General features: G+C 66.6%; 23 protein-coding genes. 7 read left to right on the top strand and 16 right to left on the bottom strand.

Annotated elements, in window-relative coordinates; genetic code table 11:
• Positions 1-24 precede the first annotated feature (24 nt).
• From BSY238_RS10565 to BSY238_RS10545, 5 genes are all read left to right on the top strand, one after another.
• Complete coding sequence (locus tag BSY238_RS10565) at positions 25-513, top strand: TlpA family protein disulfide reductase (protein WP_223300093.1); 489 nt, start codon at positions 25-27, stop codon at positions 511-513.
• Between the two features lie 55 nt (positions 514-568).
• Complete coding sequence (locus BSY238_RS10560) at positions 569-1,771, top strand: efflux RND transporter periplasmic adaptor subunit (protein ID WP_069039109.1); 1,203 nt, start codon at positions 569-571, stop codon at positions 1,769-1,771.
• A 64-nt stretch (positions 1,772-1,835) separates the two neighbouring features.
• Complete coding sequence (locus BSY238_RS10555; RefSeq protein WP_069039108.1) at positions 1,836-3,059, top strand: ABC transporter permease; 1,224 nt, start codon at positions 1,836-1,838, stop codon at positions 3,057-3,059.
• Positions 3,056-3,790, top strand: coding sequence for an ABC transporter ATP-binding protein (locus BSY238_RS10550; RefSeq protein WP_069039107.1), 735 nt, complete (start codon positions 3,056-3,058; stop codon positions 3,788-3,790). Before BSY238_RS10555 ends, BSY238_RS10550 begins: the two co-directional genes overlap by 4 nt.
• Positions 3,791-3,840: 50 nt before the next feature.
• Positions 3,841-5,883 carry a site-specific recombinase gene (locus BSY238_RS10545; RefSeq protein WP_069039106.1) on the top strand — a complete coding sequence of 681 codons (2,043 nt, stop codon included), beginning with the start codon at positions 3,841-3,843 and terminating at the stop codon, positions 5,881-5,883.
• Between the two features lie 201 nt (positions 5,884-6,084).
• Here the strand turns inward: BSY238_RS10545 and BSY238_RS10540 are convergent, their stop codons facing one another.
• From BSY238_RS10540 to BSY238_RS10475, 13 genes are all read right to left on the bottom strand, one after another.
• Positions 6,085-8,256, bottom strand: coding sequence for a primosomal protein N' (locus BSY238_RS10540; protein ID WP_223300092.1), 2,172 nt, complete (start codon positions 8,254-8,256; stop codon positions 6,085-6,087).
• 363 nt (positions 8,257-8,619) lie between these two features.
• On the bottom strand, positions 8,620-9,696 hold the full coding sequence (hemE, locus tag BSY238_RS10535; RefSeq protein ID WP_069039104.1) for a uroporphyrinogen decarboxylase: 1,077 nt from the start codon (positions 9,694-9,696) through the stop codon (positions 8,620-8,622).
• A gap of 81 nt (positions 9,697-9,777) precedes the next feature.
• Positions 9,778-11,226: a TrkH family potassium uptake protein gene (locus tag BSY238_RS10530; protein WP_069039103.1), complete on the bottom strand. Its 1,449-nt coding sequence runs from the start codon at positions 11,224-11,226 to the stop codon at positions 9,778-9,780.
• Positions 11,226-12,653 (bottom strand): Trk system potassium transporter TrkA, encoded by a 1,428-nt coding sequence (trkA, locus tag BSY238_RS10525; RefSeq protein WP_069039102.1) that lies wholly within the window; start codon positions 12,651-12,653, stop codon positions 11,226-11,228. The genes BSY238_RS10530 and trkA overlap by 1 nt, the downstream gene beginning before the upstream one ends.
• Positions 12,654-12,767: 114 nt before the next feature.
• Positions 12,768-13,394 carry an urease accessory protein UreG gene (gene ureG / locus BSY238_RS10520; RefSeq protein ID WP_069039101.1) on the bottom strand — a complete coding sequence of 209 codons (627 nt, stop codon included), beginning with the start codon at positions 13,392-13,394 and terminating at the stop codon, positions 12,768-12,770.
• A 230-nt stretch (positions 13,395-13,624) separates the two neighbouring features.
• Complete coding sequence (locus tag BSY238_RS10510; protein WP_069039099.1) at positions 13,625-14,302, bottom strand: urease accessory protein UreF; 678 nt, start codon at positions 14,300-14,302, stop codon at positions 13,625-13,627.
• Positions 14,299-14,793: an urease accessory protein UreE gene (gene ureE, locus BSY238_RS10505; protein WP_069039098.1), complete on the bottom strand. Its 495-nt coding sequence runs from the start codon at positions 14,791-14,793 to the stop codon at positions 14,299-14,301. The genes BSY238_RS10510 and ureE overlap by 4 nt, the downstream gene beginning before the upstream one ends.
• Positions 14,794-14,836: 43 nt before the next feature.
• On the bottom strand, positions 14,837-16,549 hold the full coding sequence (ureC, locus tag BSY238_RS10500; RefSeq protein ID WP_069039097.1) for an urease subunit alpha: 1,713 nt from the start codon (positions 16,547-16,549) through the stop codon (positions 14,837-14,839).
• An 18-nt stretch (positions 16,550-16,567) separates the two neighbouring features.
• The gene (locus BSY238_RS10495; RefSeq protein ID WP_069039096.1) at positions 16,568-16,786 is read right to left on the bottom strand and encodes a hypothetical protein; all 219 of its coding nucleotides are present in this window, start codon (positions 16,784-16,786) and stop codon (positions 16,568-16,570) included.
• Positions 16,783-17,109: an urease subunit beta gene (locus BSY238_RS10490; protein WP_069039095.1), complete on the bottom strand. Its 327-nt coding sequence runs from the start codon at positions 17,107-17,109 to the stop codon at positions 16,783-16,785. The genes BSY238_RS10495 and BSY238_RS10490 overlap by 4 nt, the downstream gene beginning before the upstream one ends.
• Positions 17,110-17,296: 187 nt before the next feature.
• A complete protein-coding gene (locus BSY238_RS10485; RefSeq protein WP_069039094.1) occupies positions 17,297-17,575 on the bottom strand; it encodes a hypothetical protein in 279 nt (92 codons plus the stop codon).
• Between the two features lie 9 nt (positions 17,576-17,584).
• On the bottom strand, positions 17,585-17,887 hold the full coding sequence (locus tag BSY238_RS10480) for an urease subunit gamma (protein ID WP_069039093.1): 303 nt from the start codon (positions 17,885-17,887) through the stop codon (positions 17,585-17,587).
• Positions 17,888-17,940: 53 nt separating this feature from the next.
• The gene (locus BSY238_RS10475; protein ID WP_069040607.1) at positions 17,941-18,786 is read right to left on the bottom strand and encodes an urease accessory protein UreD; all 846 of its coding nucleotides are present in this window, start codon (positions 18,784-18,786) and stop codon (positions 17,941-17,943) included.
• A gap of 188 nt (positions 18,787-18,974) precedes the next feature.
• Between BSY238_RS10475 and BSY238_RS10470 the strand changes: the two genes are divergently transcribed.
• Positions 18,975-19,733 carry a S1 family peptidase gene (locus BSY238_RS10470; protein WP_223300091.1) on the top strand — a complete coding sequence of 253 codons (759 nt, stop codon included), beginning with the start codon at positions 18,975-18,977 and terminating at the stop codon, positions 19,731-19,733.
• A 128-nt stretch (positions 19,734-19,861) separates the two neighbouring features.
• A complete protein-coding gene (locus tag BSY238_RS10465) occupies positions 19,862-20,188 on the top strand; it encodes a hypothetical protein (protein WP_150123935.1) in 327 nt (108 codons plus the stop codon).
• Between the two features lie 13 nt (positions 20,189-20,201).
• On the opposite strand, the gene BSY238_RS10460 is transcribed toward BSY238_RS10465, so the two are convergent.
• From BSY238_RS10460 to BSY238_RS10450, 3 genes are all read right to left on the bottom strand, one after another.
• Positions 20,202-21,329, bottom strand: a complete 1,128-nt coding sequence (locus tag BSY238_RS10460) for an HD-GYP domain-containing protein (RefSeq protein WP_069039090.1) — start codon at positions 21,327-21,329, stop codon at positions 20,202-20,204.
• A gap of 362 nt (positions 21,330-21,691) precedes the next feature.
• Entirely contained in the window at positions 21,692-22,819 is a 1,128-nt protein-coding gene (locus BSY238_RS10455) for an HD domain-containing phosphohydrolase (RefSeq protein WP_069039089.1), read from the bottom strand.
• 177 nt (positions 22,820-22,996) lie between these two features.
• On the bottom strand, positions 22,997-23,569 hold the full coding sequence (locus BSY238_RS10450; protein WP_069039088.1) for a nucleotidyltransferase family protein: 573 nt from the start codon (positions 23,567-23,569) through the stop codon (positions 22,997-22,999).
• Positions 23,570-23,686: the final 117 nt, after the last annotated feature.

The following is a 23,686-nucleotide window of genomic DNA, read 5'->3' as shown; positions in this document are numbered from 1 at the left end:
TCAACGATTATGTCCCGCAAATGGATGTCACCGATAGTGCTGGCGGTGCTGCTCGGTCTGGTCTGGCTGCTGCGCGGCCAGGGCTTTCCGGATCAGGCGCCGGCCGTGCCGGTCGCGCTGCTCGACGGCGGTCGGGTCGATTTTTCGCAACCGCAGGGCCAGGTCAGGCTGGTCAGCTTCTGGTCGACCTCCTGTGCGCCGTGCATCCGCGGCATGCCTGCGCTGGCTGACACGCATCACCGCTATCAGGCACGCGGCCTCGACGTGGTCGCCGTGGCGATGAGCTACGACGCGCCCAGCCACGTGCAGGCCTTCACCCGTCGCGAGGCGCTGCCGTTTCGCGTAGGCTTCGACCCGGTCGGCGATGTGGCGCGCGGTTTTGGCGGCGTGAATGCCACACCGACCACGTACCTGATCGACCGGCAGGGCCAGGTGGTCAGGAAAATCATCGGCATTCCCGATCATGCGGCGCTTGATGCGCTGATCGAAAACCTGCTCGACGCACCATCCTGAATCTCCGTCCCTGAACCTTCGCCCTTGAGCGACCGCCCCTGACCTCTTCTTCCCGATGAAATCCCGCTATCTGATCGCACTGCTGGTGACTGCTGCAGTGCTCGTTGCGTGGCTGTTCTGGCCGCGCGGCATTGCGGTGGACACCGCCGCCGTGACCCGTGCAGCGCTGACCCAGAGCGTCGTGGCCACCGGCCGCATCGCCACGCCGGCGCGCATCGAGCTGGGCACCCAGGTCACCGCCATCATCGACGCCGTGGCGGTGCGCGAGGGCGCACAGGTGAAGGCCGGCGACGCACTGGTCATGCTGCGCGCCGCCGATGCCGAGGCGGCGGTCGAACAGGCGCGCACCCAGATACAGGAATCGCAGGCGCGGCTGCGCCAGACCGACGCCGTCACGCTGCCGGTGGCCGAGCAGGCAGTGCGTCAGGCCGAAGCCAATCTGAAGGTGGCCGACGCCGAGTACCAGCGCGCGCAGACGCTGGTGGCACAGCAGTTCTTTTCGCCGTCGAAGCTCGACGAGGCGGCGCGCCAGCTGGACAACGCGCGCGCCCAGCTGCGCACCGCGCAGGCACAGCGCGACGCCAGCCTGCCGCGCGGCGCCGAGCGCCAGGGCGCGCAGGCACGGCTGGCCCAGTCGCAGGCGGCACTGGCGTCGGCCCAGGCGCGGCGCGACCTGCTGACGCTGCGGGCGCCGGTCGACGCGCTGGTGGTGGCGCGCGACGCCGAGCCGGGCGACGTGGCACAGGCCGGGCGCGCGCTGCTGACGCTGGCGCAGTCGGGCGAAACCCGCATCTACGCCACTCTGGACGAAAAGAACCTGCGCCATCTGCAACTCGACGCACGTGCGCAGGCGGTGGCCGACGCCTTCCCCGGCCAGGCCTTCGAAGCCGTGGTCTATTACATCGCGCCGGCGATCGACGCCCAGCGCGGCACGGTCGAAGTGCGGCTGCGCGTGCCCGAACCGCCGGCCTTCCTTAAGCCGGACATGACGGTGTCGGTCGAAGTGGTGATCGGTCGCAGCGAATCGGCGTTGTCGCTGCCGCTCGAAGCGGTGCGCGACGTCGAAACACCGGAACCCTGGGTGCTGCTGGCGCGTGCGGACGAGGCAGTGAAGGTGCCGGTGAAGACCGGCCTGCGCGGCGTCGGCCGGATCGAGATCACCGAAGGCGTGGCCGAAGGCGACATCGCCATCCTGCCCGCCGGCGGCGCCCTCGACGGCGACCGCATACGGGTGAAGCAGAGGAAAGCTTCAAGATGAAAGATGCAAGTGAAAACCTCGCCGGTTCGAACTGCATCCTGCATCCTGCGCCTTGCGTCTAGCCATGGCGAGACCAAGACTGCCATTCGAATTTCTGGTCGCGCTGCGCTTCCTGCGCGAGGGGCGCATGCAGACGGCGCTCATCCTGCTTGGCGTGACCGGCGGTGTGGCGGTCATCGTTTTCCTGTCGCAACTGATCGCCCAGCTGCAATCCACCATCATCGACCGCGTGCTGGGTAGCCAGGCGCATGTCGTCGTGCGACCGCTGGAAGAGGTGAATCTGCGCGCCCGCATCGATGCGGCCAGCACCGCGGTGATCGAGCCACGCGCGCAGCGGCTGCGTTCGATCGACCAGTGGGAAGCCATCGTGAAACTGGCCGAGGACCAGTCCGGCGTGGTGGCTGTATCACCCGTGGTCAGCGGTCCGGCGTTTGCGCTGCGCGGGCGCGCCAGCAAGTCGGTTGCGCTGCTCGGCATCGAACCCGACCGCTATCGACGCATCGTCAAGATGGACACCTACATGGTGCGCGGCAAGTTCCAGGTCGAGGGTACGAACGCCATCATCGGCACCGAACTGGCGAAGGACCTCGGCGTGACGGTCGGCGACAAGGTGTTCCTGCGCGCCGCCGGCGGGCGCGACGAATTGCTGCAGGTGACAGGGCTGTTCGACATCGGCAACAAGGACCTGAACCGGCGCTGGGTGTTCACGACGATGAAGCTGGCGCAGTCGCTGCTTGATCTGCCCGGCGGCGTATCCAACATCGACATCACGGTGACCGACATTTTCGAGGCCAGCGAGGTGGCGGCGCGGCTGCAGGCGGGCAGCGGCATGACGGTGGACAGCTGGATGACGACCAATTCGCAGCTGCTGGCGGCGCTGCGCAACCAGTCGGTATCGAACAATCTGATCCGCAGCTTCGTCATCATCATCGTGGCGCTCGGCATTTCCAGCGTCCTCGTGGTGAGCGTGGTGCAGAAGCAGAAGGAGATCGGCATCCTGCGCGCCATGGGCACCAGTTCGAACCGCATCATGGGTGTCTTCCTGCTGCAGGGCGCGCTGGTTGGTTTCGTCGGTGCGCTGTCGGGGGTGGGGCTGGCCTGGGCCCTGCTGCAGATTTTCTCGACCATCTACCGCACCGGTGACGGCGCGCCCATCTTCGAGCCTCAGCTCGACACCGGCATCGCGCTGTCGGCCGCCGGCATCGCGCTGGCGGTCGGTGTGCTGGCGGCGCTGATTCCGGCGCGCCGCGCCGCCAAGATGGACCCTGTCCAGGCGATCCGGGCATGACGGGCGGCCTGAGCGCGGCCGCCGGCAAACCGGCCATCATTTCGATGCGCGGCCTGCGCAAGTCCTACGGCATCGGCACACCGGTGGAAACCGAAGTGCTGCACGGCATCGACGCCGAACTTGCGGAACGCGAATTCTGTGCGCTGATCGGCCCCAGCGGCTCGGGCAAAAGTACGCTGCTGAACCTGATCGGCCTGCTGGAGCCACCCACTGCGGGAGAACTATGGGTCGCCGGCCAGTCCACGACAGGGTTGAACGAACAGGCGCTGACGGTGTTGCGCGGCCGTCACATCGGCTTCGTATTCCAGTTCCATCATCTGCTGCCGGCCTTCACGGCGCTGGAAAACGTCATGATGCCGGCCATCATCGCGCACGGCGTGGCGACCGCTCAGGACGAGGCGGTGGCGCATGACCTGCTGGCGCGGGTGGGGCTTTCCAGCCATGAATACAAGAAGGCCGGTCAGCTGTCGGGCGGCCAGCAGCAGCGTGTGGCCATCGCGCGCGCGCTGTCACTGTCGCCACGCCTGATCCTGGCCGACGAGCCGACCGGCAATCTCGACACGCACACCGCGGATGATATCTTCGCGCTGTTGCGTGAATTCAACCGCGAGCGGGGCAGCGCCTGCCTCATCGTGACGCACGACCCGCGACTGGCCGCCCGCTGCGACCGTCGCATCGAACTGGTCGATGGCCGCCTCGCGGCTTCGACGTCTGTTGCCGAACCAGCCTGACCCCGCACGGCGGGGTTGTTTCGATCCGACTGTTTCCGCATGGATTTCGCATGACCTCTGCCAACAACGCTTACACGTCGGCCCTGCTGGCGCTGCTTGAAGACGCTGCGCGCCGCCCGGACGACAGCAGTGGTGACCGGCTGACCCGCCTGGTCGCGCTGATCCGCCCGCACGGCCGCGAAGGCCTGGCCGCTGCCGAATCGCGTTTTCACGGCCTGCTGCGCCTGCTCGCCAGCCGCCCGGAGCTCGCGAGCGCGTTGTCGCACTATCTGAAGACGGTGCTGGTATCGCGCATGCACCGCACGCTGTATTCCGAATCCGGCGTGCTGGCCAACCAGGGCTTCTTCAGCGGCCTCGTCAGCCGCGTGCTCGGCCGCATGCTGCCGCCGGCGATCAATGACGACTTCCTGCGCGATCTGTTCAGCGAAGTATTCGACGCTTCCGACGACGGCGAGTGGATGGTGGCCATTCCGCGCGAAGACTGGGAAACGCTGTTCGAGCGGCTGGATCTTGATGGCGAGGCCTTCGCCGCGGCGCGCCGGCAGTGCCGGCACGAACTGTTCGAAGCCATGCGCATGGCCTCGCACCGGCTGGCCGCACTCGGCATGGAACCGGCGCTGCTGCGCTACATGCCGGCGCTGGCGCGGCACGAATCGCCTTTTCTCGCGCAGAGCGACGAGGTGCGCGAACTGATCCGGCTGCATGCCGGCAGCGAAACGCCACAACCTTACGACGGTCATTTCGAGGTGCTGCTCGATCAGTGCAGCAGCTATCTCGACACGATCAGGCGGCGTTCGCGCGAAGCCGGTGTGGGCGTGAATCTGGTGTTTCTGCTGGCGCGCATCGAACAGATCGCCGACCGCCTGCGCCTGCTGCGCATCCTGGCGCTGCCCGATGCGGCCGATGACCGCTCGACCCTGCGCGCCCGCGCGATCGACTTCTTCCTGCGTCTGGTACAGCAGGAAAATCGCCGCAACAGCCTGCGTGACCTGTTCACCGGCACCACCCAGTTGCTGGCGCGGCGCGTGACCGAACAGGCCAGCCGCTCGGGCGAACACTATGTGACGGGCACGCGCAGCGAGTTTGTCGCCATGTTCCGCGCCGCGGCCGGTGCCGGCGTGATCATCGGCACCATGGCGTTGATCAAGATCCTGATTTCCAGACTCGGGCTGCCGCCGGTTTGGGAAGCCGTCGCCTACAGCCTCGACTACGGCCTGGGCTTCGTGCTGATCCACATCCTGCACCTGACCATCGCGACCAAGCAGCCGGCGATGACCGCAGCCACGCTGGCCGCGTCACTTGACGGCACGCAGAGCCGCGACGCGCGCCTGGGCGTGCTGGTCGAACTGGCGGCGCAGGTCAGCCGTACGCAGTGGATATCGATCGCCGGCAACGTCAGCATCGGCTTCATCATGGCGCTGTCCATCGCCATGACGGCGGGCCAGTTCATCGACTGGCATCCGGTAGATCCGGTCAAGGGCGCCCATCTGCTGCACGACCTGCACCCGTGGCAGAGCCTCGCCATCCTGCATGCGGCGATCGCCGGTGTGTTCCTGTTCCTCAGCGGCCTGATTTCCGGCTACTACGACAACCAGTCGCTGTACCACCGCGTGCCGGAACGCCTGCTGCGCGTGAAGTGGCTGCGCACCCTGCTCGGTGAAGCCAGGCTGGCCCGCTTCGCCCGCTACATCGAACTCAATCTGGGCGCGCTGGCCGGCAACTTCCTGTTCGGCTGCATGCTCGGCAGCACGCCGGTCATCGGCACCCTGCTCGGGCTGCCTCTGGACATCCGCCACGTCGCGTTCGCGTCCGCCAATCTCGCCTACGGCCTCGAAGCACTGAGCTTCGATGTCGACTGGCACGCCATCGCCATCGGTGCGCTCGGTGTCGTGCTGATCGGCCTGACCAACCTGACCGTGAGCTTCAGCCTCGCGATGCGGGTGGCACTGCGCTCGCGCGGCATCCAGCCGGAACACACGCGCGGCCTGTCGGTGAAGCTCGCCCGGCGCTTCCTGACCCGCCCGCGCGATTTCTTCTGGCCGCCGAAGGACCCGCCCGCCGAGACGCCGCAGATCACCGACGCCGCACGTTGATCGCCTGCGGGCCCCGTGTGACCGGCGGCCCCTGTGGGAGCGGCGCCGGTTTTGTGGGAGCGGCGGCCTCGCCGCGATAGGCGCGTTGATCAACGATCATCGCGGCATCAATCGCGGCGAGGCCGCCGCTCCCACAGGGGCCGCCGCTCCCACAAAAACCTCGCCATTTGCCCACCATCCGCAAGCACGCTCGCGCCGTGACTACACCTCCAGCGGATCGACGTCGATGTGCCAGCGCAGGCCACGCGCGAGGCGCAGGCGGTACAGGTTGTCGAGCCACGGAATGAGCAGCGCTCGCAGCGGCGGGCGGCTGCGCGATTCGACCACCAGCTGGGCGCGTTCGCGCCCGGCGCGGCGCACCATGCGCATCGGCACCACGTCGTACACCCGCACGCCACCGACGTCGAGCGCCAGCGCGGCGCGACGGGCGGCCGCGAGGAATTCGGTGGCCAGCGCCAGCTCGGGCGCGTCGGCGCTCAGCATGATCTGGAAGCCGTGCGGCGGCAGGCCGAGCTGGGCGCGTTCGGCCAGCTGGCTGCGCGCGAAGCCGTCGAAGTCGTGCGCGCGCAGCGCAGCGAACAGCGGATGGTCCGGCTGTGCCGTCTGGATCAGCACCTCGCCGGCTGTGCCGGCCCGGCCGGCGCGGCCGCCGACCTGCATCAGCTGCGCGAACAGCCGCTCCTGCGCGCGGAAGTCGGCGGCGTGCAGCGACGCATCGGCGCCGACCACGCCAACCAGCGTGATGCCGGGAAAATCGTGCCCCTTGGCGAGCAGTTGCGTGCCGACCACCAGATCGACCGCGCCCGAGCGGATCAGATCGAGCTGCTGCTGCCAGTGCTCGCGCCCGCGCACGTTGTCGCGGTCGATGCGCAGCAGGCGCGCCGCCGGGAAGCGGCTGGCCAGCGTTTCTTCCAGCCGCTGGGTGCCGCGGCCATAGCCCTGGATGTCCTGATTGCCGCAGGTCGGGCAGGCCCGGGGCACCGGACCTTCGGCGCCGCAGTGGTGACAGCGCAGCCGGCGATCCACCGCATGCAGCACCAGATGGGCCGAACACTGTGTGCAACTCGCCGCCCAGCCGCAGGCCGGGCAGCTCAGCACCGGCGCGTAACCGCGCCGGTTGATGAACAGCAGGCTCTGTTCGCCACGTTCCAGCCGCTGTTCGATGGCCTTGAGCATGGGTGTGCTGAGGCCTTCTTCGGCGCGCTGCACGCGCGTATCGATCAGTTTCACCGTCGGCAGACTGGCTTCACCGGCGCGCGTGGTGAGACGCAGCCAGCGATAGCGACCGTCGATGGCGTGGCGCAGCGATTCCAGCGACGGCGTCGCACTGCCCAGCACGATCGGCACGTTTTCCGCGCGCGCGCGCCATATCGCGACGTCGCGCGCCGAATAGCGCACGCCTTCTGTCTGCCGGAACGAGGCGTCGTGCTCCTCGTCGAGCACGATGCAACCCAGGCGCGGCAGCGGTACGAACACCGCCAGCCGCGTGCCGAGCACGATGTCCGCCTCGCCGGACTGCGCGGCCGCCCAGGCCATGGCGCGCGCGCCGTCGCTCATTTCGCTGTGCATCACGTGCAGGCAGGCACGCGGAAAACGCACCGCGACACGCGCCTGCAGCTGTGGCGTCAGCGCGATTTCGGGCACCAGCAGCAGGCTTTGCCGGCCGGCGGCGATCTGCGTCTCGATCAGCCGCAGATAGACCTCGGTCTTGCCGCTGCCGGTCACGCCATGCAGCAGGCTGACCGCGTAGCCGGGGCGCTCCAGCAGCGCCGCAAGCGCGCTGGCCTGGTCGGTGCCCAGCGCATGTCCCCCTTCGGCTGGCGCATCGGCCAGCGCGATTTCGATCAGGCCACGTTCGAGCAGGGTTTGCATCACTGCACCGGCGCGCGCAGACAGCGCACGCAGTTCGCCCTCGTTCAGCGAGCCGGCACTGATCAGCGCGGTGATGAGCTTGCGACCGACGTCGCGCGCCGGCAGGGCGTCGAGCGCGGCGCGGCCGGCGTCGGTGGCGCGCAACCGGCGCACCGCGCGCTGCGCGCGCGTGGCGCTGATCGCCGGTGGTGCCGCCATCGCGGCGACTTCGCCTATCGGCTGCTGGTAGTAGTGCGCGACGAAATCGACCAGCGCGCGCCAGCTGGCCGGAAGCGGCACGCTGCGCGTGTCGACGGCAAGCAGCGGCTTGATGCGCGCCGGGTCGAGGTCAGCGTCGGCACGCCAGCCCCAGGCGATGCCCCAGACTTCGCTGCGGCCGAACGGTACCCGGACACGACAGCCGGGTTCGACCTGCGGGAAGGCCGACGCGTCATAGTCGAACAGCGTCGGAATCGGGCGCGCCAGCGCCACCTGCAACAAGGAACCGGACGGTGGCCGCACCGCGCTATCCAAGGCCTGTCGGGCGCTATCAATGGATTCAGTCACTTGCGGCATATCGTTCAAGAAGACTGATCGATCCGGGCCGCAAGCCACTCAGGCGACACGGGTTTGAGGCGCGGAAAGGCTGTGGATAACTTTGTGGGAAACTTCGTTGCAATCAGTGACTTGACCGGACCGTTTTTCCACCAAATTTTTGAACAGGCGTCAAGAAAAAAAATTATCCATTAAAACCAATAACTTGGCCGTCAAGAAATAAATAGCTTGTCCGTCTGTGGCGTGCCGGCGCCTTGAGCGGCTGACTGTGCATAAGTCAACCCCTGCGGCACTTTTGCACGCCTTGCGCAAAGCGCCGCAGGACGCGGTTTATACGCCTGCAGCGGCGCGAATCGACCGGCTGTGGCGGTGTACGGCTTCCACCAGCGCGGAAACGTGCTCCGGAGGCGTGTGTTGCGAAATGCCGTGACCCAGATTGAACACATGGCCCGGGTGCGGACCGAAACTGTCGAGAATGCGCTCGGCTTCGCGCGCGATCGATGCCGGCTGCGCGAACAGCGCTGTCGGATCGAAATTGCCCTGCAGCGCGACCTTGTGGCCCACGCGTTGGCGCGCCAGCCCGATGTCGGTCGTCCAGTCGAGCCCGAGTGCGTCGGCGCCGGCCTCGGCCTGCGCTTCGAGCCACTGGCCGCCGCCCTTGGTGAACATGATGACCGGCACGCGCTCGCCGTCGTGCTCGCGCTTCAGACCGGCGATGATGCGCTGCATGTAAGCCAGCGAAAATTCGAGATAGCCGTGCGCCGACAGCGCGCCGCCCCAGGAATCAAAAATCATGACCGCCTGAGCGCCGGCTTCGATCTGCGCATTCAGGTAGTCGGTGACCGCCTGCGCGGTGACGCCCAGCAGGTGGTGCAGCAGATCGGGGCGGTCCAGCATCAGCGTCTTCAGGTGACGGTAGTCATCCGATGCCCCGCCTTCGACCATGTAGCTGGCCAGTGTCCACGGACTGCCCGAGAAGCCGATCAGCGGTACCGAGTTGTCGAGCGCGCGGCGTATTTCGCTGACGGCATCGACCACATAGCGCAGCTCGGCGTGCGGATCGGGCGCGCGCAGCGCATGGATGGCGGCTTCCGAGCGCACCGGACGCTCGAACTTCGGGCCTTCGCCGTCGGCAAAGTACAGGCCCAGCCCCATCGCGTCGGGCACGGTCAGAATGTCGGAAAACAGGATGGCGGCGTCTAGCGGGAAACGCTCAAGCGGCTGCAGCGTGACTTCGCAGGCCATGGCCGGCGACTTGCACAGTTGCAGGAAGCTGCCGGCGCGCCGACGTGTCGCGCAGTACTCCGGCAGGTAGCGGCCGGCCTGGCGCATCAGCCAGATCGGCGTGTGATCGGTCGGCTGGCGCAGCAGAGCGCGCAGGAAGGAGTCGTTGCGGGGAGCGGCCATGGTGAGTCCCGGAGGGTTGGTTCGAGCGGTTTTCGCAGGCAGCAAGGATAGCCGATGCGGCCGCCGGTCGGCGAGGCGGCACTACTTGCGCCAGAAGCCCGGCGTAAACAGGATGAGCAGCGAAAACACCTCAAGACGCCCGAGCAGCATGGCAAAGCTGCACACCCAGGTCTGAAAGTCTGTCAGCGACGAGAAATTGGTGGCCGGACCGACTTCCTGCAGACCGGGACCGATGTTGTTGATGCACGAGAACGCAGCCGTGAAGGCCGTCAGGAAATCGCCGCCGGACAGCAGCAACACGAAGGTCACGAGCACGATGCTCATGAAGTACACGAAGATGAAACCGAGCACCGCCTGCGCCACGCGATCCGACACCGGCGTGCGGCCGACGCGCAGCGGATGCACCGCCGCAGGATGGATCAGGCATACCATTTCACGCCGGCTCTGACCCATCAGCACCAGGGTGCGCATCATCTTGATGCCGCCGCCGGTCGAACCCGAACTTGCGGTGATCGCGCCCAGAAACAGCATCCACAGCGGTGCAAACAGCGGCCATGTTCCGTAGTCGGTGCTGGCGTACCCGCTGCTGGTCGCGATCGACACGAGGTTGAACGCCACGTGGCGCGCCGTCAGCAAAAAGTCCTCGTGCACATCCTGAAAGTGGATGTACAGCGTCAGCCCGATGAAACTGCCGCCCAGCACGAGCAGGATGGACTTGGCTTCGGCATCGCGCAGATAGGGCCCGATGGAGCGGCGCTGGAAGGCGATGAAGTGGGTCGCGAAGTTCATGCTCGCAAAGATCATGAACAGAATCAGCACTCCTTCGATGGCGACCGAATCGAAGGCTCCGATGCTCGCGTCCCGGGTCGAGAACCCACCCAGCCCGAGCGCGGAAAAGCCGTGGCAGATGGCGTCTATCCAGTCCATGCCGGCCAGCTTCAGCGCGAGGATGCACAGGATGGTCAGGCCGATGTACATCGAATACAGCGCCTTGGCGGTGTCGGTGATGCGGGCCGTCAGCTTGTTTTCCTTCATCGGACCGGGCATTTCGGCCTTGTACAGCTGCATGCCGCCGACACCGAGCAGCGGCAGGATGGCGACCGCGAACACGATGATGCCCATGCCGCCCAGCCACTGCAGCAGGTGGCGCCACAGGTTCAGCGCCGGCGGCAGCGTGTCGAGCCCGACCAGCGTGGTGGCGCCGGTCGTGGTCAGCGACGACATCGCCTCGAACAGCGCGTCGGTGAAGCTCAGCGAGTCGAGCGTCAGCATGAAGGGCACCGTGGCGATGACCGCCATGCACAGCCAGGCCGAACTGACCAGCATGAAGCCGTCGCGCGGCTTGAGTTCGGCGTAGCGGCCGCGCGTGCCCAGGTAGAGCAGCAGTCCGCTGATGGCACTGATCGCCATGCCGTCGACGAAGGGCATCGCCGAGCCGTCGTCATAGATCAGCGCACAGGCGATCGGCACGAGGTAGGCCGCGCTGAACACGATCAGCAGGCGACCCAGTACATTGATGACCGACCACATCAGAGAAACCCGAAGCCGACCTGGAACAGCCGTTCGACGCGTGACACCAGCTTCTGGCTGGAGCAGAACACGATCACGTGATCTTCCGGCTCGATCACCGTGTCGTGGTGCGGAATGATCACCACGTCGTGCGTCTCCTGCACCGCCTGATCGGACACGCCTATTGTGACCGGCCGGTCCGTGCGGCGCACGATGGCGGCGATCAGCGCACCTTCGGGCAGACCGATTTCCTCGATCCGCCGGCCGATCACCTTCGACGTCTTGCGGTCGCCATGCACCACCAGTTCAAGCGCCTCGGCGGCACCGCGGCGCAGGCTGTGCACCGCGACCACGTCGCCGCGGCGCACGTGGGCGAGCAGCGAACCGATAGACACCTGGGCCGGCGATATGGCGATGTCGATGGCGCCCGCCTGCACCAGGTCAACGTAGGCCTTGCGGTTGATCAGCGCGACGACGCGGCGCGCCCCCATGCGCTTGGCCATCAGACTGGACATGATGTTGTTCTCGTCGTCGTTGGTCAGCGCGAGATACAGGTCCATGTCGTCGATGTTCTCGGCTTCCAGCAACACCTCGTCGGTGGTATCGCCAGCCAGCACCAGCGTACTGCGCAGATGGGTGGACAGGAATTCCGCGCGTACCCGAGAGTGTTCGATCAGCTTGAGTTCGTAGTCCTTTTCCAGCGACGTGGCGAGCCGGAAACCGATGTTGCCGCCGCCGGCGATCATGATGCGGCGCATCGGCTTGTCGAGCCGGCGCAGCTCGGCCGTGACCGCGCGGATGTGTTCGCTGGCCGCCAGGCAGAACACCTCGTCGCCCGGTTCGATCACGGTGTTTCCGTCCGGAATGATGGCGTTGTTGCGCCGGTAGATTGCCGCGATGCGCGCGTCGATGCCCGGCAGGTGCTGGCGCAGCGCCTTCACCGGCCCGCCGACCAGCGGCCCGCCGCCGACCGCACGGACCGCCACCATGGTCACCCGGCCCTTGCCGAATTCGATCACCTGCAGCGCTTCCGGAAAGGCGACCAGCCGCTTCAGGTAGTCGGTGACTTCCTGTTCCGGACAGATCGAGAAATCGACCGCGAAGTTGTCGTCATCAAGCAACTGCGGGTAGTCGGCATAGTCGATCGAGCGCAGGCGGGCGATGCGGGTGGGCAGATTGAACAGCGTCTGCGCGATGCGGCAGGCGCACAGATTGGTCTGGTCGGACGCGGTGACCGCGATCAGCAGGTCGGCATCTTCGGCGCCGGCCTGGCGCATCACCAGCGGACTGGCCCCGTTGCCGAACACCACGCGCAGGTCCAGCCGGTCCTGCAACGCCTGCAGACGCTCCGCGTCGGTATCGACAACGGTGATGTCGTTCGCTTCCGACGCCAGATTTTCGGCGACCGACGAGCCGACCTGACCCGCGCCCAGAATGATGATCTTCACGCGCCCACCTTGCGAAAAAGTTGCGCGAGTGTAGCGGCAACGCGGCTATTGCGGTGCAGCAGCCCGGGGTTCAACCGGTGCTCACGCGAATATCACCCGGATCTCGTTCGGGTTTCAGACTTGGCCCAGCATGCCTTCGCGCTCGATGAAGGCGATGATGAAGTCGAGGTTGTGACCGGTCTTCATGTTCGAGAACACGAACGGCCGCTCGCCGCGCATCTTTTTCGCGTCGCGTTCCATCACCTCGAGCGAGGCGCCGACCATGGGCGCGAGGTCGATTTTGTTGATGATGAGCAGGTCGGACTTGCAGATGCCGGGCCCGCCCTTGCGCGGAATCTTGTCGCCCGCCGCCACGTCGATGACGTACAGCGTGAGATCGGACAGTTCAGGACTGAAGGTGGCCGCCAGATTGTCGCCGCCGGATTCGATCAGGATCACGTCCAGCCCGGAAAAGCGGGCGTTCAGGCGCGCCACCGCTTCCAGATTGATCGACGCGTCCTCGCGGATCGCCGTATGCGGGCAGCCGCCGGTTTCCACGCCGATGATGCGTTCCGGCGGCAGTGCCTGGTTGCGCACCAGAAACTGCGCGTCTTCCTCGGTGTAGATGTCGTTGGTCACCGCCGCGATGTTGTAGCGCTCACGCAGCGCAAGGCACAGCGCCAGCGTCAGCGCCGTCTTGCCCGAACCGACCGGGCCGCCGATGCCCACGCGCAGCGGCGGGCGGGGAGTGGGTGAAGTCATGATGTATACCTTTCGTCAGAGGGGCGATGGCGCAGCCGCTGTGGGCGTTGTCCATCTGGGAGCGGCGGCCTGTGGGAGCGGCGGCCTCGCCGCGATCGTGCCGCGATGGTCGCAGATCGAAGTGAGGATCGCGGCGAGGCCGCCGCTCCCACAGGGGCCGCTCCCACAGGCCGCCGCTCCCACAGGGCCGATGCCAATCGCGGCGAGCAAGCCTTTCCCACAGGCGCGCTTCATGATCTGAACAACCGCGAATACTGCGTTTCGTGCCGGCAGCTGGCGATCGCCAGACCGGGCGCGAAGTTGCTCCAGTCTGCGCGCGGCAGGTCGATGGCGGCGTCGACGCGCGACGGGATGGCCTCGCCCAGCATCATCAGCAGGCGCTGGCCGGCGGTCTGGCCGAGCGGCACCGCCTTGATCGCCGCCATCACCTGGTTCTCCGCCCAGGCCCAGGTCCAGGCGGTCAGCGCGGGCCCGACCGGTACATCGAGCGCCACCGCAGCGCCGGACCAGGCGGTGGGAAACGCCGGCTCGCGTATGTCCGCCAGCAAATCGGCGACGCCGCGACAGGCGTCGAGCGCCTTCAGCAACTGCGTGCACGAATAGCCCATCTGCACGGTTTCGGCGCGCAACTCGGACGCCTCGCGGCTGGCCAGATAGTCGTCGTTGAGTGCCGCAAGCGCTGCATGATCGGCCGTTGACCAGACGCGCATCAGCGTCGCCAGCAGCGGCAGTTCGAAGCGCGCGACACCGGCGTCGAGCACGGCCAGTATCCAGTCGCCGGCATCCGCCTCGTGACGGATCGCGCCGCAATCCACCTGCCATTCGAGCCCCTGCGAATAGCTGAACGCGCCGACCGGCAGCGTCGGGCTGGCCAGATGCAGCAGACGGACGAGCGCAAGGGGGGTCACGCAGAGCCACCGAACAGATGCAGCTTCGCGCCGGTTTCTTCCGCGTGGGCGTGCGTGTGGTGCGCCGGCTGGCCACCGTAAGCGCCGGCTTCCGGTTCGAACGGCGCGCGGGTTTCGCTCACGGCCAGTCCGAGACCAACCAGCATCTGCGCCAGCACATGGTCGGCCGCCAGCCGCAGCAGGCCGGGCTGCACCTCGACCGCGACATGGCGATTGCCGAGGTGATAGGCCGCCCGCGCAACGATCAGCGCATCGGCGCTGCGCGCCTCGGTCACCGTTTCGGCCGCGGCAATGACCTGCACGACACGGCCGTCGTTGCCGGCCAGCCGGTCGCCGCTGCGCAGTATCGTGCCGCGCGGCAGGAACAGTCCGACCTCCTCGCCCGAATCGAGGTGCGTGCGCAGCCGGCATTTGGCGCGCAGCTCGAACGACAGCGTCAGTGTTTCGGCCGGCACGGCGTCGGCCGGCGCGAAGGTTTCGATCAGCAGCATGTGGGTGTCTACCGCGGATGCGGCGGCAAGAAAACCATCCGCGTCAGAAAAGGAAATAGCGCTGGGCCATCGGCAGCACCTCGGCCGGCTCGCACACCAGCAGTTCGCCATCGGCGCGCACGGCGTAGGTTTCCGGATCGACGTCGATCTGCGGCTGCCAGCTGTTGAGCACCATGTCGGACTTGCGGATCGAACGCGTATTGCGCACCGGTTCGAGCCGCTTGGCGAGGCCCAGCGCAGCGACCTGCGGGTTGTGCAGCGCCGCCTGCGACACGAAGGTGAGCGAAGTACGCAGGCCGCCACCAAAGCTGCCGAACATCGGCCGGTAGTGCACCGGCTGCGGTGTCGGAATCGACGCGTTCGGGTCACCCATCGCGGCAGCGGCAATCATGCCGCCCTTCAGGATCAGACTGGGCTTGACGCCGAAGAAGGCCGGCTTCCACAGCACCAGGTCGGCCAGCTTGCCGGGCTCGATCGAGCCGACGATGTGGCCGATGCCGTGCGTGATGGCCGGGTTGATCGTGTACTTGGCGATGTAGCGGCGCACACGGAAATTGTCGGCCGCCGGCGAGGTGCCGGATGCGTCGCTCAATGCGCCGCGCTGCAGCTTCATCTTGTGCGCCGTCTGCCAGGTGCGGATGATCACTTCGCCGACCCGGCCCATGGCCTGCGAGTCGGACGACATCATCGAGAAGGCGCCCAGGTCATGCAGGATGTCCTCCGCGGCAATCGTTTCGCGCCGGATGCGGCTTTCGGCGAAGGCCACGTCTTCCGCGATGGCGGAATCGAGGTGGTGGCACACCATCAGCATGTCGAGATGCTCGTCGATGGTGTTGACCGTGTAAGGCATCGTCGGGTTGGTCGATGACGGCAGCACGTTGGGCATCGACGCCGCGCGCAGGATGTCCGGTGCATGGCCGCCGCCCGCGCCTTCGGTGTGGAAGGTGTGGATGGTGCGGTCCTTGAACGCGGCGATGGTGGTTTCGACGAAGCCGGATTCGTTCAGCGTGTCGGTGTGGATGGCGACCTGCACATCCATGTCTTCGGCCACCGACAGGCAGTTGTCGATGGCGGCCGGCGTGGTGCCCCAGTCTTCGTGCAGCTTGAGCCCGATCACGCCCGCTTCGACCTGTTCGCGCAGCGGACCGGGCAACGAGGCGTTGCCCTTGCCGAGAAAGCCGAGGTTCATCGGGAAGGCTTCGGCCGCGGCCAGCATGGAATGGATGTGCCACGGACCGGGCGTACAGGTGGTGGCATAGGTGCCGGTGGCCGGCCCGGTGCCGCCGCCCAGCATCGTCGTGACGCCGGACATCAGCGCCTCTTCGATCTGCTGCGGGCAGATGAAATGGATGTGGCTGTCGATGCCGCCCGCGGTGACGATCATGCCTTCGCCGGCGATGATTTCGGTGCCCGGGCCGATCACGATATCCACACCGGGCTGGATGTCCGGATTGCCGGCCTTGCCGATGGCGGCGATGAAGCCGTTCTTCAGGCCGATGTCGGCCTTCACGATGCCCCAGTGGTCGACGATGAGCGCATTGGTGATGACGGTGTCCATCACGTCGACGCTCATGCGCTGGCTCTGACCCATGCCGTCGCGGATCACCTTGCCGCCGCCGAACTTCACCTCTTCACCGTAGATCGTGTAGTCGCGTTCGACTTCGATCCACAGTCCGGTATCGGCCAGCCGCACCCGATCGCCGGTGGTCGGGCCGAACATTTCCGCATAGGCCTGCCGGCTGATCCGCGTACTCATCGGAACGTGATCACCAGCTCACTGCTTGCCGAACATGCGACGCCCCGCACGGGCACGCCGGCGCATCAGCATTGCACCGACGCCGCCAAGGATGGCCGCAGCGGCGATCATCGCGACATGATCGGGTTGGCTGACCAGATGCATCAGCGTGGCAAGCAGGCTGCCGTGATGTTCGCCATCGTGTGCCGAGGCCGCACTGCTCCAAAGCGCCACAAGCGCCACTGTCGTTCTGATCATGTCCTGTCTCCAAGGGGGTCAAGCGGGCCCTGAACGCGGCCCTGAAATCCGAAAACCCTGCGGTCGCCGGCCAGTGCGACCAGCTGCACGGTGCGCAGCTGGCCAGGTTCGAAACGCACCGCGGTGCCGGCCGCGATGTCCAGCCGAAAACCTCGCGCTGCAGCCCGGTCGAACTCGAGCCCATCGTTGGTTTCGGCGAAGTGGTAGTGCGAACCGACCTGTACCGGCCGGTCGCCGGTGTTGCGCACGTCGAGCGTGACCGTCGCGCGGCCGGCGTTAAGTTCGATGTCGCCGTCGGCGACCTGCATCTGTCCGGGAATCATGTGTTGTTCCTGACTGGCTTCATATCTGTCGTGCGGTTTTGCAGGCGGGGATGTTGGGCATCGCTTCGCTCACCCCAACCTACGAAACCCGTCGCGTACGGCGAGAACCCGTAGGTTGGGGTGAGCGCAGCGATGCCCAACAACGACTTCGCGCTGGCCGCTACGCAAGGCTTGCGCATCCGTCGCCTCATCCCGAGCGCGCACCAAAACGGTAATCACGCACGGCCTTGGTGCCCGCTTCGTCCTCCGCGCTGTCGCGCTTCCTCGACAGCAGGTCGCGCACCAGCAGCAGGTTCACCAGCAGTTCTTCGTCGTCGGTCAGTTCTTCGATTTCGGACAAGGTCCGGGTGCGGTAGTCGAGGTCGACCAGCAGCGCGTCGAGATTGACCGACACGCCGAGCGTACGACGCACGCTCAGCTTGAAGCGCGCCAGACGACGGGCCAGCTCGACTTCCTCATCGCTCACCGAAGCGCCTCACTGTATGGGTTGGTGGACGGTCACCAGCTTGGTGCCGTCGGGGAAAGTGGCTTCCACCTGTATGTCCGGAATCATTTCCGGCACGCCTTCCATGACGTCGTCACGGCCGAGCAGGGTCGTGCCGAAGCTCATCAGCTCGGCCACGCTGCGACCGTCGCGCGCACCTTCCATTATGGCGGCGCTGATCAATGCCACCGCTTCCGGGTAGTTCAGCTTCAGCCCGCGCGCGCGCCGGCGTTCGGCGAGCAGGGCCGCGGTGAAGATGAGCAGCTTGTCTTTTTCGCGTGGCGTCAGTTCCATCGTTGTTCTTTTCTTCCGCTTTCAGAGGTGTCGAACAGCTTGTCCATCGGCCATCAGGTCGCCCAGATCCGGGGCGGCTGCGCCGCTCGCCCGGTCATTGCCGGTCGCACCAGAGACCACAGATGCACGAACCATGCCCGGGCCGACTGGCTGCAGGCCCCGCGGTAACGCGCCACCAGCAGACCGGGCAAGCGGGTGACACCACCGTCGCCCTGGGCACAGGGCAGCGCACGGCAGGCGGCGAGCAAGGCGTCGTCGGCGTCGAAACCTGCGCACAGCAGCGTACCGAACACCGGCGCACCGGCCAGTCCGGCGGCCGACAGCAGCAGCGGCGCATCGCCATCCAGCCGCGCCTGCTCCAGCCACAGCGTCCTGCCGGCGCGCGTGATGCGGGTGTCGAGCTTCAGTTCGCCGCGGGAAAAGCGCTCGCCGCTGGCCGTGCGGCCGAGGCAATAGAGATCCAGACCGATGAAGTGCGCGCCGGCATCGAGCTCGATGCGGCTGGCGATGTGCGCCCGCGCGCCGTCGAACACGATGGCTTCCTGCGGCAGCCATTCGACGCAGGCACCGACGCCGACGTGCAGCGACAGGCCGGACTGCGCCGCCGGTCCGGCGCTGCGATACCACTTGGTCGCGCCCGGTGTGGTGATCAGCGCATGCGCGCAGTCGTCGGCGGTGATGTCCGTCTGCAGCGCGTCGCCGCCGGCGATGCCGCCCGGCGGATGCAGCAGCAGGGTGTGACATACCGCGTCGCCTTCCGGATAGAGCGCCTTCTGCACGCGCAGCGGACCGACGTGTTCGCGCCGCGCAAGCACGCTGCGGCCGCCGGACAGACGGTAGTCGAGGGCGATGCGGGCCTGCCAGCCGGTCAGGGCGTCCGGCGTCATTGGAGCAGTCATCAGCGTGGCGTTCATCGGCGGATGGTAAACGACTGAGGCGCGCGGGGCGGTAACGGAACCGTTGCCCGATTGGCGACACCAAGCGCTAGTGATCCGATCCAGCCATTGCAGGGGGTTCCATGAAGCGATTGTCGGCAGCAATCTGTCTCAGCGCGCTGTGTGCATGGGCCCCGGCCGATGACACGGCGGTGTCGAACGACGCCCTGTACGAGCGCGTGCCGGGCGCGGCCCGCACGGTATTCCAGCTGTACGCGAAAAGCGCACGCGGTACCTCGAGCGGATCGGCGGTCATGGTCGGCCCGGGCCTGCTGGCGACCAGCTGCCATGTGCTCGGCGAGGCGACGCATGGCGTCGTGGTGCAGACCGGCGAGGCGCTGACTGTCGATCTGGTCGCGGCCGACTACCGGCGCGACCTGTGCATCCTGAAGTCGGACCAGATCGGCACGCGCGCCGCGCCGCTGATTCCGTCCAGCCAGGTCAGCAAGCGCGACGTGGTGTTCAGCCTGGGCTTCACCGCAGGGCGCTTCGCCTACGACGTGGGCGAGGTGAAGCAGCTGTATGCGATGGATGGCAGCCGCGTGCTGCGCGGCAGCGCAGCCTTTGCCGCAGGGGCCTCCGGCGGTGGGCTGTTCGACCACGAGGGACGGCTCATCGGCATCCTGACCTTCTACAAGCTCAGTCCGGACAAAAGCATGTTCTTCGCCATCCCGGCCGACTGGGTACCCGAGGTACTGGCGGCAGGCATCAAGCCACGCCTGCCCGATCAGGCGCCGTTCTGGGCTGAGCCGGGCGCCACGCAAGCGCCCTTCCTTCGGGCGGTGCAGTTCGAGCACGAACAGCGCTGGGACGAACTGGCCCGACACTGCCGCGGCTGGTTGATGGCACAACCGGATTCGGTCGAGGCGCGCGACATGCTCGAACTTGCGCGGGCACAGGGCGGCGGCTGAATGTTGGGTACCATCGGCACCACGTCCAACCGACCCGTCGTCCGATGAACCCGAAACACCTGCTTGTCCTCGCTTCATTCGCCTGCGTGACGACCACGCAGGCCGCACCCCCCGCCGTCGGAGATACCGTGAAACTGCCTTTCGAGAGCATGGACGGCGTGCTCACGGTCAAACTTCCGCTGTTTCCACAGCCGGAAACAGGCAGTGAAACGATGCAGGAACGGCACAGCCTCACGCGGTCGATCCAGCAGCTGCAGTCATCGGTCTGCGCCTACAACCGCGAACAGCTCAGGGCGCTGCGCGGCCAGCAGATCGACAAGGAAGCATTCACGGTACTCGACCATCGCGAAACGCGATGGCCGCGCGAGCGCGGTGGCGCGCTCAAGCACTGGATGCTGGTGCGCAATGTGCACCGACCGGCCTGCGAAGGCTGGATCGACACGGGCTCGAATTAGCGTCTGCGCCCGGTCAGGCGGTCAGGCCGAATTTCTGCTGGATGCCCGTCACGCCGCCAGGCGAGCGGGCGAGTGCCGACACGCAGTGCGGATCGAGCTGGCCTGCGTCGGCCATGCGCCTCAGTTCGACCAGTGCTTCGTCGTTGCTGCACGGCGTGCGGTAAGGGCGTACCGACGTCAGCGCGTCGAAGATGTCGGCGGTCGCAACGATGCGCGCTTCCAGCGGTACCGCATCACCCGCAACGCGTTGCGGGTAGCCGCTGCCGTCCAGGAATTCGTGGTGGCAGCGCACGATGTTCTTCAGCACCTGGAAATACGGCGTTGAGACAATGCCGCCCTCCTGCATCATTTCTTCGATGAGCCGTGCCCCCAGTGCCACATGTTCCTGCATGGCGATGCGCTGTTCGTCGGTCAACGGCCCGGGCTTCAGCAGCACGTAGTCGGCGACACCCACCTTGCCGACGTCATGCAGCGGGGAAAACAGATATACGTGTTCGATGAACTCGTCGTCGCGCCCGAACTGCGGCGCGACGGCCTTCGCAATGAGGCGGCTGTAGCTCGACAGGCGGTCGAGGTGACGACCGGTCTCGATGTCGCGCAGGTGCGCCCTTGCGCCCGCGCTCGTCGCAATCCCGGCGACCGCCTGCGACAGGTTGAACATGTTGAGCACCGACAGTCGGCACCACTGAACGTACATCTGCAGTTCATGCAGCAACCGGCTGTCGAAGAGCCCCCGTCTGCGCGAATCGAAGAACAGGAAGCCGAGCAGCTTCGCCGACTGGTAGAGCGGCACCGTATAGCTGCTGCGGTAGCCATGCGACAGCAGCCACAGCGTGTGTTCGCCGTGCGGCTGCGGCAACTGCGCCATGTCGTCAATCACCCGCGCAGAGTGGTTGTGCGCCAGCTCGAACAGCGAAGGGACATCGGCCAGCGGGCGCTCGTACAGGGTCAGTCGGTCGGCCACGTCGCTGCTGTCGACATAGGTCTTCAGCGTGTCGTGCCGGCTGTCGTACAAGGCGATGGAGATGCGGTGCACCTGCGGATGATGATGACGCACCCGGGCATGCAGCCAGCGCATCTGCTCGGTCAGCGATGTACCGGGATCACCGGCAGGGGCTGCAGACGAATCGACGTTCGGCATCGCGCATACCTGACGAAACGAGTAGCGCGATTATGAACCTTTGCAGACCCGGGCGCGCCAGCAGCGACGGTCGGCGACACCTTGCGGGCATGGTCACACGGGTGTCACGCGCGCCCGCTGTCAGCGGGGAAGATGGGCGGGAAGATCGATGTCGCGCGCCGCATGCGCCAGTGCGCTGCCCATGCCGCCTTCGGCTTCACTGCTTACGGGAATGTGACAGCCGGCGTCGCGAAACTGCGCCGCCAGCTCGGTCTGACCCGGTCGGGTCGAAGCGCCGGCCTTAGCCGACTGGCTCGAGATGGGATCGCATTGGGACAGGCCGGTAGCGAGCAACTTACGCGTGCGACTTCCGCGTGCGCAGATCAGGCGTTCAGACCGAATTTCTGCTGGATCGCCCGCACTTCGTCGCCGCTGTCCTCCAGTGCGGCCACGCATCGAGGATCGAGCTTGCCGGCATCACGCATGCGATGCAGTTCAGCCAGCGCGTCCTCGTTGCTCCAGGGCTTCTTGTAGGGTCGTTCCGTCGTCAATGCGTCGAAGATGTCGGCGATCGTGACGATGCGTCCTTCCACAGGCAGGGCCTCACCGGACAGTCCACGCGGGTAGCCGCTGCCATCCATGAATTCGTGGTGGCAACGCACTACATTGCGCATCACCGAAACATATTCGGTCGAGCCCAGGCCGGCGTCCTGCATCACTTCGTCGACCAGTTGCACACCAAGATCGACATGCCCCTTCATGATTTCGCGTTCCTCGTCCGTGAGCTTGCCCGGCTTGAGCAGGATGCTGTCGGCGATGCCCACCTTGCCGATGTCGTGCAGTGGCGAGAACAGATAGACATGTTCGATGAACTCGTCGCCGAAGCCGAAATGATCCGATACGCCGCGTGCGATCAGACGGCTGTAGCTGGACATCCGGTCGAGATGACGACCGGTTTCGATGTCGCGCAGATGTGCCAGCCCGCGCGCGACCTTCACCATGCCTTCAACGGCATGCGACAGGTTGATCACGTTGAGCACCGACATCCGGCACAGTTGAACGTAGATCTGGAGATCCAGCGAAAGCGCGCCGTCGAAAGCGCCCGGCGCGCGCGAATCGAAAAAGACAAAGCCGAACAGCACGCCGGATTGGAACAGCGGTACCGTGAAACTGCTGCGATACCCGTGCTCGAGCAACCAGCGTGTGTGTTCGGCGTGCGGCTCGGGCAGGCTGGCCAGGTCACTGATCACCCGCGTGCTGTGGCGGGTGGCGAGTTCGGTCAGCGATGACGAGGCTGCAAGGGGTTTCTGGTAGAGCGACATCGGATGCTGCACGTCGCTGCTGTTGACATAGGTCTTGAGCAGTTCGTGGCGCGCGTCGTACAGGGCGATGGCGATCCGGTGCACTTCGGGATGTCGCAGCAGCGCGTGCTCGTGCAACCACTTCATCTGTTCGGACAGCGACGTGCCGTACGCGTTATCAGTCCCTTCGAAGACGTGCTGCTCGTTCATGGGATGATCTTTTCGTGGAGGTCGTGCTCCGACCCAGGCTACTCGATAACGTCCGGCGTTTCGTCTTCTTGAGCGGATTTCACCGGCTGAAGTCATGGCCCAGCAGGCATTTAACGCTTGCTCACCAACGGGGTGGCGATATGCACCGCACGGCGCGCAGGTCGTCCGGGCGCGCGTTCAGGCAGGCGGTGGCAGATCCGAGGGCAGGTCGATGTCGCGCAGCACGTCGGGAGTGCCGGTGTCGATCAGCAGCAGGTCGGTGCCGCGCAGCAGGTCGCGGGCGCCGCGGTCGCCGCTGAGGGTGGACAGCTCCTGCGCCCAATGCGCACCGAAGGCGACCGGGTGACCGCGTTGGCCATCGAATGCCGCAGCGGCGATGCGGTCCGGGGTGTCGATGGCGGCGGCCACGGCGCGGATGGCGGTGGCAGGCACCCAGGGCATGTCGGCCAGCGCGACGAGCCAGCCATCGGCGCCCCGCGTGTCGCGCACCGCATGGGCCAGCGCGCTGCCCATGCCGGCTTCGGCTTCACTGCTGTCGAGAAGGTGGCAGCCGGCGTCGCGCAGCTGCGCCGCCAGTTCCATCTGACCCGGCCGGATCACCGCAATGCTGCCGGGCAGCACCGCGCACAGCGTGCGCGCCGCCTGCGCAGCGACGGACCGACCATCGGGCAGCCGCGCCAGCAACTTGCTGGTCTGGCCACTCGGGTCGAAGCGCCGGCCGTAGCCCGCGGCGAGCAGGATGCCCTGCATCAGTGGATGTTCCGCGTCCGACGGGCACGCCCAGACCGCGGCGCGTCAGCCAGCCCGGCGCGCAGCGGAGGGGAGAGCGTCGTGACGGGGGGCCGGATACCGGGCCTGCGCGCGCCC

It is taken from the genome of Methyloversatilis sp. RAC08, from assembly GCF_001713355.1.
Lineage (GTDB): Bacteria > Pseudomonadota > Gammaproteobacteria > Burkholderiales > Rhodocyclaceae > Methyloversatilis.
This window is presented reverse-complemented; position numbering and strand designations above follow the sequence as displayed.

Bases quoted from the DNA above. Each gene is read 5' to 3' on its own strand.
- ureG (WP_069039101.1), bottom strand. From the start codon at position 13,394: ATGACTTCACCCACTCCCCGCCCGCCGCTGCGCGTGGGCATCGGCGGC.
- BSY238_RS10555 (WP_069039108.1), top strand. From the start codon at position 1,836: ATGGCGAGACCAAGACTGCCATTCGAATTTCTGGTCGCGCTGCGCTTC.
- BSY238_RS10480 (WP_069039093.1), bottom strand. From the start codon at position 17,887: ATGGAACTGACGCCACGCGAAAAAGACAAGCTGCTCATCTTCACCGCG.
- ureE (WP_069039098.1), bottom strand. From the start codon at position 14,793: ATGCTGCTGATCGAAACCTTCGCGCCGGCCGACGCCGTGCCGGCCGAA.
- BSY238_RS10560 (WP_069039109.1), top strand. From the start codon at position 569: ATGAAATCCCGCTATCTGATCGCACTGCTGGTGACTGCTGCAGTGCTC.
- hemE (WP_069039104.1), bottom strand. From the start codon at position 9,696: ATGGCCGCTCCCCGCAACGACTCCTTCCTGCGCGCTCTGCTGCGCCAG.
- BSY238_RS10475 (WP_069040607.1), bottom strand. From the start codon at position 18,786: ATGACTGCTCCAATGACGCCGGACGCCCTGACCGGCTGGCAGGCCCGC.
- BSY238_RS10460 (WP_069039090.1), bottom strand. From the start codon at position 21,329: ATGCCGAACGTCGATTCGTCTGCAGCCCCTGCCGGTGATCCCGGTACA.
- BSY238_RS10550 (WP_069039107.1), top strand. From the start codon at position 3,056: ATGACGGGCGGCCTGAGCGCGGCCGCCGGCAAACCGGCCATCATTTCG.
- BSY238_RS10490 (WP_069039095.1), bottom strand. From the start codon at position 17,109: ATGATTCCCGGACAGATGCAGGTCGCCGACGGCGACATCGAACTTAAC.
- BSY238_RS10495 (WP_069039096.1), bottom strand. From the start codon at position 16,786: ATGATCAGAACGACAGTGGCGCTTGTGGCGCTTTGGAGCAGTGCGGCC.
- BSY238_RS10565 (WP_223300093.1), top strand. From the start codon at position 25: ATGTCACCGATAGTGCTGGCGGTGCTGCTCGGTCTGGTCTGGCTGCTG.
- BSY238_RS10450 (WP_069039088.1), bottom strand. From the start codon at position 23,569: ATGCAGGGCATCCTGCTCGCCGCGGGCTACGGCCGGCGCTTCGACCCG.
- ureC (WP_069039097.1), bottom strand. From the start codon at position 16,549: ATGAGTACGCGGATCAGCCGGCAGGCCTATGCGGAAATGTTCGGCCCG.
- BSY238_RS10530 (WP_069039103.1), bottom strand. From the start codon at position 11,226: ATGTGGTCGGTCATCAATGTACTGGGTCGCCTGCTGATCGTGTTCAGC.
- BSY238_RS10455 (WP_069039089.1), bottom strand. From the start codon at position 22,819: ATGAACGAGCAGCACGTCTTCGAAGGGACTGATAACGCGTACGGCACG.
- BSY238_RS10545 (WP_069039106.1), top strand. From the start codon at position 3,841: ATGACCTCTGCCAACAACGCTTACACGTCGGCCCTGCTGGCGCTGCTT.